Origin of the sequence: Acidovorax bellezanensis (genome assembly GCF_025421555.1) — a bacterium.
Taxonomy (GTDB): Bacteria; Pseudomonadota; Gammaproteobacteria; order Burkholderiales; family Burkholderiaceae_C; genus Comamonas; species Comamonas bellezanensis.
Window position 1 is genome coordinate 254515 of sequence record NZ_JAODYH010000003.1, and the last position, 12831, is coordinate 267345.

Here is a 12831-nt window from a genome sequence, read left to right on the forward strand (position 1 = left end):
TCACTATATCGCCAGTTTGGTGCAGCGATGCACCACGCTGAACTTTCCCGCCCTTTCTTCTGCTAGGACTTCATCATGCAACGTGTACTTCCCATCGTGGCCTTGGCTGCAGCAGCATTCGTCTCCACAGCACAGGCTCAGCCATTGCCTGCGACACAACTCAAGGTGGTGGGCGGCTTGAGCAACCTGAGCCTGTACAACGAGTTTGAAAAGCCGTTCTGGACGAAGACCATCCCCGCGGCGTCGGGCGGCAAGGTCACGGCCGACATCAAGGGTTTCAACGAAATGGGCCTCAAAGGCCCTGAGCTGATCCGCCTGATGAGCTCCGGCGTCATCGAATTCGGTACGTCGACGCTGGCCTACTTCGCCGCCGACAACCCCATCAACGAAGCCATCGACCTCGCCGGCCTCGCGCCCGACGTGACGACCGCCCGCGCTGTGACGGAATCCTTCCAGCCCGCCTATGAGAAGTTCTACGGCAACTCGGGCATCAAGGTGCTGGGCATGTCCACCTACCCGGCCCAGGTGCTGTTCTGCAATGCGGAGATCAAGGATCTGACGTCCATCAAGGGCAAGAAGGTACGCACCTCCAGCCGCACGCAAGCCGAGTTCGTGGAAGCCCTGGGCGGCTCCAGCGTGACCATGGCTTTCGGCGAAGTCGTTCCCGCGATGCAGAACAAGGTGGTCGATTGCGCCATCACCGGCTCGCTGTCCGGCTACTCGGCCAAGTGGTACGAAGTGTCGACCCACCTGTACGCCCTGCCCATCAACTGGAACCAGCAGATCCACGCCGTCAACAAGAAGGCATGGGACAAGCTCAACCCCGGCGTGCAACAGCTGATCACCACACAGTTCAAGACCCTGGTCAACGACATCTGGGTGGCCGCTGGCAAGCAGACCCAGGAAGGCTATGACTGCAACACCGGCGCCGCCGCCTGCACGCAGCCGGTGAAGGGCAAGATGGTTCTGGTCAAGCCCACCGAAGCCGACCACGCCCTGCTCAAGAAGCTGCTGGCCGACTCCGTGCTGCCCAAGTGGGCCGCTCGCTGCAACGCGCAATGCGTCTCCGACTTCAATGCCACCGTGGGCAAGGTCGTCGGCATGACGGCCAAGAAGTAAGCAGCTGCTCGCTGCTGGGTCAGGGATTTGGCGGCGCGTCCGCCAATTTTTAAAAGGACAGAGTCATGAACTCCGCCGCCAAAAAAACATGGGCTCCGCTGCACTATGCCAACGTACTTTCGCAGTACGCGGTCTGGGCAGCAGGCGCTCTCATCATCGCCAGCGTCTTGCTGATTTGCTTTGACGTCATTGCCCGCAAATTCTGGGGTTTCAACACCGGTGGCGCGGACGAGCTCTCGAGCTTCGCCTTCGCCATCAGCACCAGCTGGGCCCTGGCCTTTGCCACCTTGCAGCGCGCCAACGTGCGCGTGGACGTGCTCTACCAGCTGCTGCCGGTGAAAGTCGCGGCCTTGCTCGACTGGCTCTCCGTGGTGGCCCTGGGCGTGTTCATGGTCTTCCTGACCTGGTATGCCAAGGACGTGCTGTCCGCGTCCTGGATTCAAGACTCCGCCGCCAACTCGACGATGGCCACGCCGCTGTGGATTCCCCAGGGCCTGTGGTTCCTCGGTCTGCTGTGGATGTGCATCGTGATGACGCTGATGCTGGTGCGTTCCTCCTATCTGCTGGTGACGGGCGACCTCACCGCGCTGCAAGACCTGTGCGGCGTGCGCTCGGCGCAGGAAGAAGCCGAGGAAGAAGCCGCCAATGGCGAGCGTTTGATCCAGTCTGAACGAGAAAAGGTAGTCGCATGATCGCCACCGCATTGACCCTCTTGATGGTGCTGATCGGGCTGAGTATTCCCGTCGGCGCCGCGCTCGGTGTTCTGGGCCTGACCCTGGACCCCATGTTCTCCATGCTGCCCTTGTCGCGTGCGCTGGGCGAGATTTCCTGGAGCGCCAACAACGAATTCCTGCTGGTGGCCATTCCGCTGTTCATCATGCTCGGCGAGATCCTGCTGCGCGCCGGTCTGGCCGAGAAGATGTACCAGTCGATGAGCCTGTGGTTGTCCTGGCTGCCAGGCGGCCTGATGCACGCCAACATCGGCGCCTCGACGCTGTTCTCGGCCACTTCCGGCTCCAGCGTGGCGACATCCGCGACCGTGGGCACCGTGGCCATTCCCCAGATCAAGAAGCACGGCTACAACGAGTCGCTGTTCCTGGGCAGTCTGGCCGCGGGCGGCACGCTGGGGATTCTGATTCCGCCCTCGATCAATCTGGTGCTCTACGGCGTGCTGACCAATTCGTCGGTGCCCAAGCTCTACCTCGCCGGCATCATTCCCGGCTTCATGCTGGCCGGCCTGTTCATTCTCACCATCATCATCGCCTGCATGATCAAGCCGCAATGGGGCGGCAAGAAGATCCACGCCTCCTGGGGCGAGCGCATGCGCAGCCTGGTGAACCTGCTGCCGCCGCTGGGCATCTTCTTCCTGGTGGTGGGCTCGATCTATGCCGGCCTGGCCACACCCACCGAGGCCGCGGCCCTGGGCGTGTTCGGCGCCCTGGTGCTGGCTGCGTTCTACCGCCGCCTGACCTGGAACATGCTGCGCGAAGCCATCGAAGGCACCATGCGCTCCACCGCCATGATCATGCTGATCGTGATCGCGGCCAGCTTCCTGAACTTCGTGATGTCCGCGACCGGCCTGACCAATGCCATCACCGACTTCATCGGTGGCCTGGGCCTGTCGCCTTCCATGATGCTGCTGGTGCTGGTGGTCTTCTACCTGGTGCTGGGCTGCTTCATGGAGACCCTGTCCATGATGATCACGACCATTCCCATCGTCGCGCCCGTGATGATCGGCCTGGGCTTCGATCCGGTCTGGCTGGGCATCATGATCATCATCCTGGTCGAAGCCGCGCTGATCACTCCGCCGGTCGGCATGAACCTGTTCGTCGTCCAGAGCCTGCGCAAGTCCGGCTCCATGAACGCCGTGATCATCGGCTCCCTGCCCTTCGTGGCCGCCATGGCCCTGATGTTGCTGCTGCTGGCCATATTCCCTGGCATCGCCATGTGGATGCCGAACACCTTCGGGTGAACTAGAAAACACCCCCTGAGCGCCTTCGGCCTAGGCGGCCCCCGCTTCCCACTCTCGAGGGGGACGGCACCGTCGCTGCGGGGCGGCCCTTGCTCGGTGCCCCTTGCTGGGCCACGCCAGTTGCGAGGGCTGTGGCTGGCGCGCAGCGCCACGCCTCACTGACACCTTTACATACGAAAGCAGACAATGAAAGCTACCTTCAACATCGAATCCAAGGGCCAGACACGCAGCGTGGACGTTGCGTTGAACCACTTGATCGTGGCCGGCTGGGCCGGGCGCGACCTGGCTGCCATCGAGCACCACATCGAAGAGCTGGCGGAGCTGGGCGTTCCGCGGCCCTCCAGCGTGCCGCTGTACTACCGCATCGGCCAGAACCAGTTCACCCAGGAAGCCGTGATCCAGGTCGTCGGCCCCCACTCCTCCGGCGAAATCGAAGCCCTGGTCTTCCAGGCCGATGGCCAGTTGTGCCTGAGCATTGCCTCGGACCACACCGACCGCAAGCTCGAAGCGCACAGCGTGGCGCTGTCCAAGCAGGTCTGCGCCAAGCCCGCGGCCAAGGACGCCTGGCTGTACGCCGATGTGGCCGAACACATAGACGCGCTGGTGCTGCGCTCCTGGATCGTCGAGGACGGCGAGCGCAAGGCCTACCAGGACGGCCCCATGGCCACGCTGCGCACGCCCGAGAACCTGATCGCCGGCTATCTGGCCTCCACGGGTACGGCCGCCTTCGCTGAAGGCAACGTCATGACCTGCGGCACCGTGGGCGCCATCGGCGGCATCCGTCCTTCCAGCGTCTTCGAGATGGAGCTGCACGACCCCGTTCTGGGCCGTTCCCTGCGCCACCGCTACGAAGTCGAAGTACTGCCCGAAATCGCCTGATAGAGTCTCAGTCCATGCACATGACTTCCACAGAACGTACCGACAAGGCCTTGCGCGCCATCGCCGATTCCGGCGCTGAAGGCGCACGCATCTTCACCCAGGTCTACACCGCCTCGGCGCTGGCGGCAGCGGCAGCGGCGGATGCCCGGGCTGCGGCCGGCATCACCCTGGGCCCGCTGGACGGCCGCATCGTCTCCATCAAGGACTTGTTCGACGTGGCCGGCGAAGCCACCACGGCCGGCTCCAAGGTGTTGCGCGATGCGCCGCCCGCCGAAAAAGACGCCGTGATCGTTCAGCGCCTGCGTGCCGCGGGCGCCATCCTCATCGGCAAGACCAACATGACCGAGTTCGCCTTCTCGGGCATAGGCATCAATCCCCACTACGGCACGCCAGGCAATGCCCAGGACGTCACGCGCATTCCCGGAGGCTCGTCGGCCGGCGCCGGCGTGGCCGTGGCGCGCGGCATGTGCGAGATCGCCATCGGCTCCGACACCGGTGGCTCCATCCGCATCCCTTCGGCCTTCAATGGCGTGACCGGCTTCAAGCCGACCCAGGCCCGCGTGAGCCGCGAAGGCGCTTTCCCGCTGTCCTTCTCCCTCGACACCGTGGGCCCCCTGGCCAAGGATGTGCTCGACTGCGCCCAGACCGACGCCGTGCTGTCGGGCCAGACCTGGCAACCGCTGGCCCAGCGCGCGGTGGCCGGACTGCGCATTGGCGTGCCGCGTGGCCTGCTGTTCACGCAAGTGGACGAGCAGGTGCTGGCGGCCTTCGAGCAGGCCGTCGCCGCGCTGCAGAGCGCCCAGGCGCGCGTCAGCGATGCGGCGCTGGACGATCTGCTGAGCGCGCCTTTCCGCCTCCAGGAAAAAGGCACGCTGATCGCCGCCGAGGCCGCGCATGTCCACGGCGCGCTGCTGGCCGCGGGCAAGGAAAACGAGTTGGATGCGCTGGTGCTGTCGCGTCTTCGCCGCGGCGAAACGATTGCCGCCCCACACTACGTGGCCGTGCAGCAGGCGCGTGCGCAACTGCAGCCCCAGCTGGATGCGGCCATCGCCGACTTCGACATCCTGGCCCTGCCCACGGTGCCGGTGGTTGCGCCGTCGATTGCCAGCCTGGATGACGAGGATACGTTCCACCGCACCAACATGCTGGTGCTGCGCAACCCTTCGGTGTTCAACTTCTACGACCTGCCCGCCGTGTCCCTGCCCTTGCCGCGCCAGGCCGGCGCAATGCCCGTGGGCCTGATGCTGGTGGGCAAGCGCAACGGCGACCGCGAGCTGCTCGCGGTGGCCACGGCGCTGGAGCAGTTGCTGCAAGCCCAGGGCTGAGCTTTTCAACGCGCATTTACTAGGCACCCCAAGGGGTGCCTTTTCATTTCTGGCTCAGCTGCCGCCCATCTCCAGCCGCAGCTGGCCAGCCCCAGGCTTGGCGCTCAGGACGTTGCTGCGCACATCCTGCGGCGTGGGCAGCGCCGCGCCACTGGGCGACAGGCGAGCAGACACCTGCAGCGCAGCGAAATCCGTCAAGGCCACGGCCGGGTTCAGCAGGTGGGCAGCGTCCAGCGTGAACCGGGTCGGCAGCCCCTTGGCGGGCAGGCGCAGCACGGCCACGGGCTGTGCCTGGCCCGGGGCGCGCACGATCACAAACACTTTGGCCTCGGGCGGCAAAGCCATGGCCTGCACGGACGCCGGCCAGAGGATCTCGCCCGACAGGTGGTTGGTGGCCACGGCGGCCGGGGGCCTTGCCGGGGGCGCATCCAGCGTCTCCAGCTTCAGCAAGTCATCCTGCACGCGCAAGGCGATGTCGGAGCCCGGCTCCAGCTGGGCCAGCAGCGCGCGCCAATGGGTCGCGGCCAGCGCGAAGTCGCCCTGGCGCACGGCGGCGCTGCCGGCCAGGGCCAGGGCCTTGTGCTGGTGCGGGTCCAGGCGCAGGGCTTCGGCAATGGCTTCGCCCGCCGGGCCTTGCAAATCCCCGCCCTGCGCCGAGCCCAGGGCGTCCGCCTGGTCCGCCAGCAGCTGGGCTTGCACGCTGGCATCGAGCTGGACGCGCCGCGCGGCGAGCAGGGCCTGGGAATAGGCCTGCCCCGCATCGGCGAAGCGCTCCAGCGTCTCATACGAGCGCGCCAGCATCACCCAGCCCTGCACATTCTCCGGCTCGGCGCGCAGGCGCTGGGCCAGTCCCTCGACCATGGCTTCGACCTGCGCATCGGCCGCGCCATGGCCCACGTCATCGGCCTGCGCCAAGCGCGCGGCCGCCTCGGGGTTGCCTGTCTGCAGGTACAGCGCAAACGCCGCCACCGGCAGCAGCACCGCCACGCCGAGGGCGCTGGCACGCGGCAGCCAGGGCCAGTGCCGCCAGCGCTTTTGCGCGGGCCGGCTTTCCAGTTCCGCGAGCAGGCGGCGTTGCAATTCGTCTTCGGCCTGGGCACGATCGGGCGCGCTCAGATGACCGGCTTGGTGCTCGCGCGCCAGCTCGTCCCATTGCGCCTGGTACAGGCGTCTGAGCACGGCGTCATTGCGGCTTTCGCTGGCAGCCGCCTGGTCGCTCAGCAGCGGCGGCAGCAGCACGGCGAGGCTCAGCACAATCAGCGCCAGCGCGCCCAGCCAAAGCCAATGCATGGGGGTCATGGACGGTTCTCCTCATCTGCCTGATCCAGCCAGTCCTTGGCGCGCGCGCGCTCGGCCGGCGTCAGGGGCGCGGGGCTGGACGCGCGTTGTTTCAGGGTTTTTCGCAGCAGCACAAAGCCGGCCAGTACGGCCAGAAAAGGCCCGCACCACAGCAGCCAGGTCGAAGCCCGCCACGGCGGTGTGTAGCGCACGAAGCTGCCATAGCGCTGCTCGAAGAAGGCCACCACTTCGTCATCGCTGCGGCCCTGGGCCAATTGCGCCCGGATCTCGTGGCGCATGTCCTTGGCGATGGGCGCCTGCGATTCGGCCACGGTCTGGTTCTGGCAGACCACGCAGCGCAGCTTCGCGGCCAGTGCGCCTTCGCGCGACTCCAGGCTGTCGGCGGCCTGGGCCTGCAGCGCCAGGGTGGCCCAGGCAAGCAGCAGCATGCATTGGCGGATCTTCATTGCACAGCCCTCACGACGGGCAGCAGCTTGTCCCGCCAGACCTCGGCCGTCACCGGCCCCAGATGGCGGTAGCGCACACGCCCCTGCGCATCGATGACAAAAGTCTCGGGCACGCCCTGAATGCCGAAGTCCATGCCCACGCGTCCGTCGGCATCGACAGCGGAAGCCACATAGGGGTTGCCAGCGATGCGCAGCAAGGCCTTGGCCTTTTCCGGCTGGTCCTTGTAGTTCAGGCCATAGACCGGGATATGGTCCTGGCGCGAAAACGCCGCCAGCAGGGGCAGCTCCTGGCGGCAGGGCGCGCACCACGAGGCCCAGACATTGAGCAGCCAGACCTTGCCCTTCAAGGCCTCCAGATCGAACTGCCGCTGCGGGTCTTCGAGCAAAGGGCGCGCGATCGCCGGCACGGGCTGGTTGAGCAGCGCGGTTTCCAGGGCGCGCGGGTCGCGCTGCAATCCCAGGCCCAGCATGACGGCCAGACCGAGAAAAATCGCCAGTGGCAGGACAAAACGCATCAGGCGGCACTTTCCAGAACAGGCGATGGGGCCGGCTTGGCGGCACGCTGGCTGGCCACGCGAAAACGCCGGTCCAGCAGGCTCAGGCCCGCGCCCAAGGCCATCATCAAGGTGCCCAGCCAGATCCAGTCCATGAAGGGCTTGATCTGCAGGCGCACCGTCCAGGTCAGCCCTTTTTCATCCAGCGGGTCGCCGAGCGCGACAAACACATCGCGCGTCCAGCCGCTGTCAATGGCCGCCTGGCTCAGCCCCATGGTCTGCGCGCGGTACAGGCGCTTTTCGGGGAACATCAGCCACTCCTGGTCGCCATGGCGCACGCTGAACTGCGCGCGCTGCGCGTCGTAGTTCGGTCCTTCCACGGGCGCCAGGCTGTCGAAGCGAAATTGATAGCCTGCAAGCTCCACCGTCTCGCCCTGGCTCACGCTGGTCTCGTGCTTGCTCTCCAGCCCATCGGCCAGGCTCACGGCCACGACGAAAATCCCCACCCCGGCATGCGCGCTCAACATGCCCCACCAGCCCCACGGCTGGCGCGACAGGCGCTGCCAGCCCTGGCCTTGGCGCCAGCCCGGCGCCAGGCGTTGCCAGGCATGGGCCAGGGTGCTGAAGATGCACCACAGACCCAGCGCCATGCCCAACAGGGTCGCCGGTGAAATCCTTGGGCCCAGAGCGCCGTTGGACAGCACCAGCACCACGACGCAGACCACCGTCCAGGCGAGCGCGGCGCGCAGGCGGCGCCAGATCTCGACCGCCGGACTGTGCTTCCAGCGCGCCACCGCGCCCAGCCCCATCAAGGCCACGGCGGGCAGCACCAGCGGCAGGAACACGGCCTTGAAATAAGGCGGTCCGACCGAAATCTTCTCGCTGCGCAGCACATCCAGCGCCAGCGGGTACAGCGTGCCTATCAGCACCGCCAGCGCGGCGGCGCTGAACAGCACGTTGTTGACCAGCAGCAGGGTTTCGCGCGACAGCGCCGAGAACTGCCCGCCGCCCTGGCCCAGCGTTTGAGCGCGCCAGGCGAACAGCCACAGCGAAGTGCCCACCACGGCGACGATGAAGCACAGAATGAACAGCCCGCGTCCCGGGTCGACCGCGAACGCGTGCACCGACGTCAGCACGCCCGAGCGCACCAGGAACGTGCCCAGCAGGCACAGCGAGAACGCGCAGATGGCCAGCAGCGCCGACCAGCTGCGAAACGCCCCGCGCTGGTCGGTCACGATCAGCGAATGCAGCAGCGCCGTGCCCAGCAGCCAGGGCATGAAGGACGCGTTCTCCACCGGGTCCCAGAACCACCAGCCGCCCCAGCCCAGGACGTAATAGGCCCAGGCGCTGCCCAGCAGAATGCCCAGGGTCAGAAAGCCCCAGGCGGCCAGCGTCCAGGAGCGCGACCAGCGCGCCCAGGCGGCGCCCAGCTCGCCCGAAATCAGCGCCGCCAGCGCAAACGCAAACGGCACGACAAAGCCCACATAGCCCATGTACAGCAGCGGCGGGTGGAACACCATGCCCGGATCCTGCAGCAAGGGGTTGAGGTCCTTGCCTTCCAGGGCCGCGGGCACCAGGCGCAGAAACGGGTTGGACAGAAACAGCAGGAACAGCAGCAGGCCCACGCTGATCCAGCCCATCACCGCCAGCACGCGCGCCACGAAGGCCGGCGGCAAGGCGCGGCTGCGCCAGGCCACGGCCAGGGTCCAGCACGACAGCATCACCTGCCACAGCAGCATCGAGCCTTCATGCCCGCCCCAGACGGCCGTGAGCTTGTAGACCATGGGCAACTCGCTGTGCGAGTTCGCCGCCACATACAGCACCGAGAAATCCCCGGCCCAGAAGCACCAGGTCAGCAAGGCAATGGACAGCAGGGACAGCAGGCAGTGCAGCGCCGCCGCCGGCCGCGCCAGCGCCACCCAGCTGCGTATGCCCCAGTGCGCGCCGGCCAGGGGCAGACAGGCCAGCACCACCGCCACGATCAGCGACAGCACCATGGAAAAAACGCCCAGTTCAGCAATCATGGCTTGGCCTTTGCGTCTTCGAGTGCCTTCGCGGCCTCCGGAGGCATGTAGTTCTCATCGTGTTTGGCCAGGACTTCCGTGGCGCGGAAAACGCCCGGCGACTGCAGCTTGCCCGCCACCACCACGCCCTTGCCTTCGCGAAACAGGTCGGGCAGCAAGCCCTGGTAGTGCACGGCCACGCGCTGCACCTGGTCGGTCACCATGAACCGCACCTGCACCCCTTCGGCACTGCGCTGCACCGAGCCCGCCTCCACCAGCCCGCCCAGGCGAAAAGCCGCGCCCTGCGGCGCCTCGCCCGCATGGACCTGGCTGGGGCTGTAGAAAAACATCACATTGGCATTCAGCGCCCGCAAGGTCAGCATGATGGCCGTGGCACACAGCACCACGCCCGCCAGCACCCACAGCAAACGCCGTTGACGCGGCTTCATGGCCGGCCCCCCTCTTGCGCACGGGCCTGCGCGCTGCGGCTGCGCCGCCACAGCCACAGCATTTCGGCGACCAGCGCCAAGGCCCCCAACCCGTAGGCCAGGGCGATGAAAAAAGCATGGTTTTGCATTACAGACGCTCCTCTTGCGCGCGCTCCAGGATCAGGCAGCGCGTACGCACCAAGGCCACGGCCAGGCTGTAGGCCCAGCAGGCCAAGGCCATCAGCAGCATGCCCGCCAGCATGCTGTGGGTCATGCTGGGCGCGGCATCCCAGCGGATCGTCGCCCCCTGGTGCAAGGTGCTCCACCACTGCACGGAGAAATAGATGATGGGAATATTCACCACGCCGGCCAGCAGCACGATGGCGCCGGCGCTGTCGGCGCGCTGGCTGTCCTCAATGGCCGACACCACGCCCAGATAGCCCAGGTACAGGAACAGCAAGATCAGCTCGGATGTCAGCCGCGCATCCCAGACCCACCACGCGCCCCAGGTCGGCTTGCCCCAGGCCGCGCCCGTCCACAGTGCAATCACCGTGAAGACCGCGCCCGTGGGCGCCAGCGCGCGCGCCAGCAAGGGCGACAGCCGGGTCTTGTAGACCAGGCCCAGGCCGGCATGCAAGGCGGCCACCAGGTAGATGAACATCGACATCCAGGCCGCGGGCACATGCAGGAAGATGATGCGGTAGACCTCGCCCTGCTGGTGATCGGTAGGCGCGAGCACGAAGCCCACCCACAGGCCGGCGGCGGCCAGCAGCAAGGCCAGACCGGCCAGCCAGGGCCAGACCCGGCCCGCCCATTGGTAGAAGACCGGCGGGGAAGCGAGCTGGCGCCAGCGCAATGCGCGTGAAAAATCGGTCAAGGGCTTGTTCATATCATTCCAGCGCCAGGCGCAAGGCCTGCGCAATGGCCCAAGGGGTCACGAGCAGCGCCAGGCACAGACAGGCGCCCAGCAGACTCAGGGCCGGCTCCGCAGCCAGACCCAGCTGCGCCTGGGTCACCGCATGGCTGCCAAAAATCAGAATCGGAATGCTCAGCGGCAGCACCACCAGGGTCAGCAGCAGCTGGCCGCGCAAGCCCAGGGTCAAGGCCGCGCCCAGCGCCGCCAGCAGGCTGAGGCTGGGCGTACCCAGGGCCAGGGCCGCGAGCAAGACCGCAATGCTCGCGTTGTCCATCCCATACTGCCAGCCCAGCAGCGGCGCGGCAATCAGCAGCGGCAGCACGGCGATCAGCCACTGGGCCGCGACTTTGATGCCCACCAGCAGCGGCAAGGCGGCCTGCGCCAGCACCCACTGCTCCAGGGAGCCGTCGGCCCAGTCGCTTTCAAACAGCCGGTGCTGGCCCAGCAGCACGGCCAGCAGGGCCGCCACCCACATCACCCCCGGAGCGATCTGCCGCAGCAAGGCCGAGTCCGGCCCCAAGGCCAGTGGAAACAGGCTGCCGACCATGACGAAGAACACCAGTCCGCTGAGCGCATCCGCGGGCCGCCGCGCCGCCAGCCGTATTTCACGCAGGCACACGGCCTTCAGCATGTCGTCTCCCGCGGCGCCGACAAATCCAGCGTGCGCGTGAGGGCCTGTGGCAGCGCCAGGCCATGGTGGGTGGCCACGACAGCCATCCCGCCCGCGGCCAGATGCGCGGTCAGGACCTGTCCCAGACACGCGCCGCCTGCGTCATCCAGGGAGCTGTCGGGCTCATCGAGCAGCCAGACCGGGCGTTCGCTCAACACCACCCTGGCCAGCCCCAGGCGCCGCCGCTGTCCTTGCGACAGGCGTCCCAGCGGGCGTGACGCCACTTCGTTCAAGGCCAAGGCGCGCAAGACCGGCGCCGCCTGCGCGGGGTTCCAGGCAATGCCGCCCATGGCCAGCGCGAACTGCAGGTTCTCCAGCCCCGTCAAGGCATCCGACATGCCCGCCTGGTGTCCCAGATAGGCCAGTTGCTGCTGGTACGCAGCGTCGCTGGTGCGCACGGACTGGCCGCCCCAGGAAAGCGCCCCGGCACGCCACGGCAACAATCCAGCCAGGCTGCGCAGCAGCGTGCTCTTGCCCGCGCCATTGCGTCCCTTGAGGACCAAGGCCTGGCCTGAAGCCAGTTCAAACGCAAGCTGGCGAAACAGCACGCGGCCGTTGCGCACACAGCCCCAGCCGGAAACCGCAAGATGGAGAGAAGAAAAAGCGACGCCTCCCATGCAGTTATTGCTTGCCAGCCGCGGACGCCACGGGCGCGGGCACCATCTGGCCCGGACTGTCACTGGGGCCCTGCCCCGGCGGGATATGCGGCAGCCTGTGGGCAATGCCCTTGTGGCAGTCGATGCAGGTCTTTTCCTTGTTCGCCAGATAAGTCGCATGCATGTTCTGCGCCCGCAGGCTCTGGCGCGTGAAGTCCATGGAGTCGTAGTTGTGGCAATTGCGGCATTCCAGCGAGTCGTTGGCCTTCAGCCGCGACCATTCATGCTGGGCCAGTTCCAGGCGCTTGGCCTGGAATTTTTCCGGCGTGCTGATGGTGCCGAAGATCTTCCCCCAGACTTCCTTCGACGCCTGCATCTTGCGGGCGATCTTGTCGGTCCAGTTGTGCGGCACATGGCAGTCCGAACACACGGCACGCACGCCCGAGCGGTTGGTGTAGTGGATGGTGCTTTGCAGTTCGGCAAACACGTTGTCGCGCATTTCATGGCAACCCGTGCAGAACTTCTCGGTGTTGGTGAGCTCCATGGCCGTATTGAAGGCACCCCAGAAAAGAATGCCGCCAATGAAGCCGCCTATGGTCAGAAAGCCCAGGCTGAAGTGCACGCTGGGGCGGCGGATCACCGCCCAGTAGCGCTTGAGAAGAGTCATCATGGTGCGAACCTTTT

General features: G+C 66.5%; 15 protein-coding genes. 5 read left to right on the forward strand and 10 right to left on the reverse strand.

Going from position 1 to position 12831, the window contains the following annotated elements; genetic code table 11:
- Positions 1-75 precede the first annotated feature (75 nt).
- The 5 genes from N0K08_RS04745 (at position 76) to N0K08_RS04765 (ending at position 5295) form a co-directional block, all read left to right on the forward strand.
- Positions 76-1119: a TRAP transporter substrate-binding protein gene (locus N0K08_RS04745; protein ID WP_261498907.1), complete on the forward strand. Its 1044-nt coding sequence runs from the start codon at positions 76-78 to the stop codon at positions 1117-1119.
- 65 nt (positions 1120-1184) lie between these two features.
- Entirely contained in the window at positions 1185-1811 is a 627-nt protein-coding gene (locus N0K08_RS04750; RefSeq protein ID WP_261498908.1) for a TRAP transporter small permease subunit, read from the forward strand.
- On the forward strand, positions 1808-3091 hold the full coding sequence (locus N0K08_RS04755) for a TRAP transporter large permease (protein ID WP_261498909.1): 1284 nt from the start codon (positions 1808-1810) through the stop codon (positions 3089-3091). The genes N0K08_RS04750 and N0K08_RS04755 overlap by 4 nt, the downstream gene beginning before the upstream one ends.
- A 186-nt stretch (positions 3092-3277) precedes the next feature.
- Positions 3278-3970 carry a DUF2848 domain-containing protein gene (locus N0K08_RS04760; RefSeq protein WP_261498910.1) on the forward strand — a complete coding sequence of 231 codons (693 nt, stop codon included), beginning with the start codon at positions 3278-3280 and terminating at the stop codon, positions 3968-3970.
- Between the two features lie 14 nt (positions 3971-3984).
- Positions 3985-5295 (forward strand): amidase, encoded by a 1311-nt coding sequence (locus N0K08_RS04765; protein ID WP_261498911.1) that lies wholly within the window; start codon positions 3985-3987, stop codon positions 5293-5295.
- 54 nt (positions 5296-5349) lie between these two features.
- On the opposite strand, the gene ccmI is transcribed toward N0K08_RS04765, so the two are convergent.
- From ccmI to N0K08_RS04815, 10 genes are read right to left on the reverse strand one after another with little or no spacing between them, the layout of a single operon-like run.
- Positions 5350-6594, reverse strand: coding sequence for a c-type cytochrome biogenesis protein CcmI (ccmI, locus tag N0K08_RS04770; protein ID WP_261498912.1), 1245 nt, complete (start codon positions 6592-6594; stop codon positions 5350-5352).
- Positions 6591-7040, reverse strand: coding sequence for a cytochrome c-type biogenesis protein (locus N0K08_RS04775; protein WP_408642903.1), 450 nt, complete (start codon positions 7038-7040; stop codon positions 6591-6593). Before N0K08_RS04775 ends, ccmI begins: the two co-directional genes overlap by 4 nt.
- Positions 7037-7555 (reverse strand): DsbE family thiol:disulfide interchange protein, encoded by a 519-nt coding sequence (locus tag N0K08_RS04780; protein ID WP_261498913.1) that lies wholly within the window; start codon positions 7553-7555, stop codon positions 7037-7039. Before N0K08_RS04780 ends, N0K08_RS04775 begins: the two co-directional genes overlap by 4 nt.
- Positions 7555-9558, reverse strand: a complete 2004-nt coding sequence (locus N0K08_RS04785; protein WP_261498915.1) for a heme lyase CcmF/NrfE family subunit — start codon at positions 9556-9558, stop codon at positions 7555-7557. The genes N0K08_RS04780 and N0K08_RS04785 overlap by 1 nt, the downstream gene beginning before the upstream one ends.
- The gene (ccmE, locus tag N0K08_RS04790; RefSeq protein ID WP_261498916.1) at positions 9555-9986 is read right to left on the reverse strand and encodes a cytochrome c maturation protein CcmE; all 432 of its coding nucleotides are present in this window, start codon (positions 9984-9986) and stop codon (positions 9555-9557) included. Before ccmE ends, N0K08_RS04785 begins: the two co-directional genes overlap by 4 nt.
- Entirely contained in the window at positions 9983-10114 is a 132-nt protein-coding gene (ccmD, locus tag N0K08_RS04795) for a heme exporter protein CcmD (RefSeq protein ID WP_261498918.1), read from the reverse strand. Before ccmD ends, ccmE begins: the two co-directional genes overlap by 4 nt.
- Positions 10114-10854 (reverse strand): heme ABC transporter permease CcmC, encoded by a 741-nt coding sequence (gene ccmC, locus N0K08_RS04800; protein ID WP_261498919.1) that lies wholly within the window; start codon positions 10852-10854, stop codon positions 10114-10116. Before ccmC ends, ccmD begins: the two co-directional genes overlap by 1 nt.
- Before the next feature lies 1 nt (position 10855).
- Positions 10856-11512, reverse strand: a complete 657-nt coding sequence (ccmB, locus tag N0K08_RS04805) for a heme exporter protein CcmB (RefSeq protein WP_261498921.1) — start codon at positions 11510-11512, stop codon at positions 10856-10858.
- Positions 11506-12168 (reverse strand): cytochrome c biogenesis heme-transporting ATPase CcmA, encoded by a 663-nt coding sequence (gene ccmA / locus N0K08_RS04810; RefSeq protein WP_261498922.1) that lies wholly within the window; start codon positions 12166-12168, stop codon positions 11506-11508. Before ccmA ends, ccmB begins: the two co-directional genes overlap by 7 nt.
- A gap of 4 nt (positions 12169-12172) precedes the next feature.
- Positions 12173-12817, reverse strand: coding sequence for a cytochrome c3 family protein (locus N0K08_RS04815; protein WP_261498923.1), 645 nt, complete (start codon positions 12815-12817; stop codon positions 12173-12175).
- Between the last annotated feature and the right edge of the window lie 14 nt (positions 12818-12831).

Bases quoted from the DNA above. Each gene is read 5' to 3' on its own strand.
- ccmD (WP_261498918.1), bottom strand. From the start codon at position 10,114: ATGCAAAACCATGCTTTTTTCATCGCCCTGGCCTACGGGTTGGGGGCC.
- N0K08_RS04775 (WP_408642903.1), bottom strand. From the start codon at position 7,040: ATGAAGATCCGCCAATGCATGCTGCTGCTTGCCTGGGCCACCCTGGCG.
- ccmE (WP_261498916.1), bottom strand. From the start codon at position 9,986: ATGAAGCCGCGTCAACGGCGTTTGCTGTGGGTGCTGGCGGGCGTGGTG.
- N0K08_RS04745 (WP_261498907.1), top strand. From the start codon at position 76: ATGCAACGTGTACTTCCCATCGTGGCCTTGGCTGCAGCAGCATTCGTC.
- N0K08_RS04780 (WP_261498913.1), bottom strand. From the start codon at position 7,555: ATGCGTTTTGTCCTGCCACTGGCGATTTTTCTCGGTCTGGCCGTCATG.
- N0K08_RS04785 (WP_261498915.1), bottom strand. From the start codon at position 9,558: ATGATTGCTGAACTGGGCGTTTTTTCCATGGTGCTGTCGCTGATCGTG.
- N0K08_RS04760 (WP_261498910.1), top strand. From the start codon at position 3,278: ATGAAAGCTACCTTCAACATCGAATCCAAGGGCCAGACACGCAGCGTG.
- N0K08_RS04755 (WP_261498909.1), top strand. From the start codon at position 1,808: ATGATCGCCACCGCATTGACCCTCTTGATGGTGCTGATCGGGCTGAGT.
- ccmI (WP_261498912.1), bottom strand. From the start codon at position 6,594: ATGACCCCCATGCATTGGCTTTGGCTGGGCGCGCTGGCGCTGATTGTG.
- ccmB (WP_261498921.1), bottom strand. From the start codon at position 11,512: ATGCTGAAGGCCGTGTGCCTGCGTGAAATACGGCTGGCGGCGCGGCGG.
- N0K08_RS04815 (WP_261498923.1), bottom strand. From the start codon at position 12,817: ATGATGACTCTTCTCAAGCGCTACTGGGCGGTGATCCGCCGCCCCAGC.
- ccmA (WP_261498922.1), bottom strand. From the start codon at position 12,168: ATGGGAGGCGTCGCTTTTTCTTCTCTCCATCTTGCGGTTTCCGGCTGG.
- ccmC (WP_261498919.1), bottom strand. From the start codon at position 10,854: ATGAACAAGCCCTTGACCGATTTTTCACGCGCATTGCGCTGGCGCCAG.
- N0K08_RS04765 (WP_261498911.1), top strand. From the start codon at position 3,985: ATGCACATGACTTCCACAGAACGTACCGACAAGGCCTTGCGCGCCATC.
- N0K08_RS04750 (WP_261498908.1), top strand. From the start codon at position 1,185: ATGAACTCCGCCGCCAAAAAAACATGGGCTCCGCTGCACTATGCCAAC.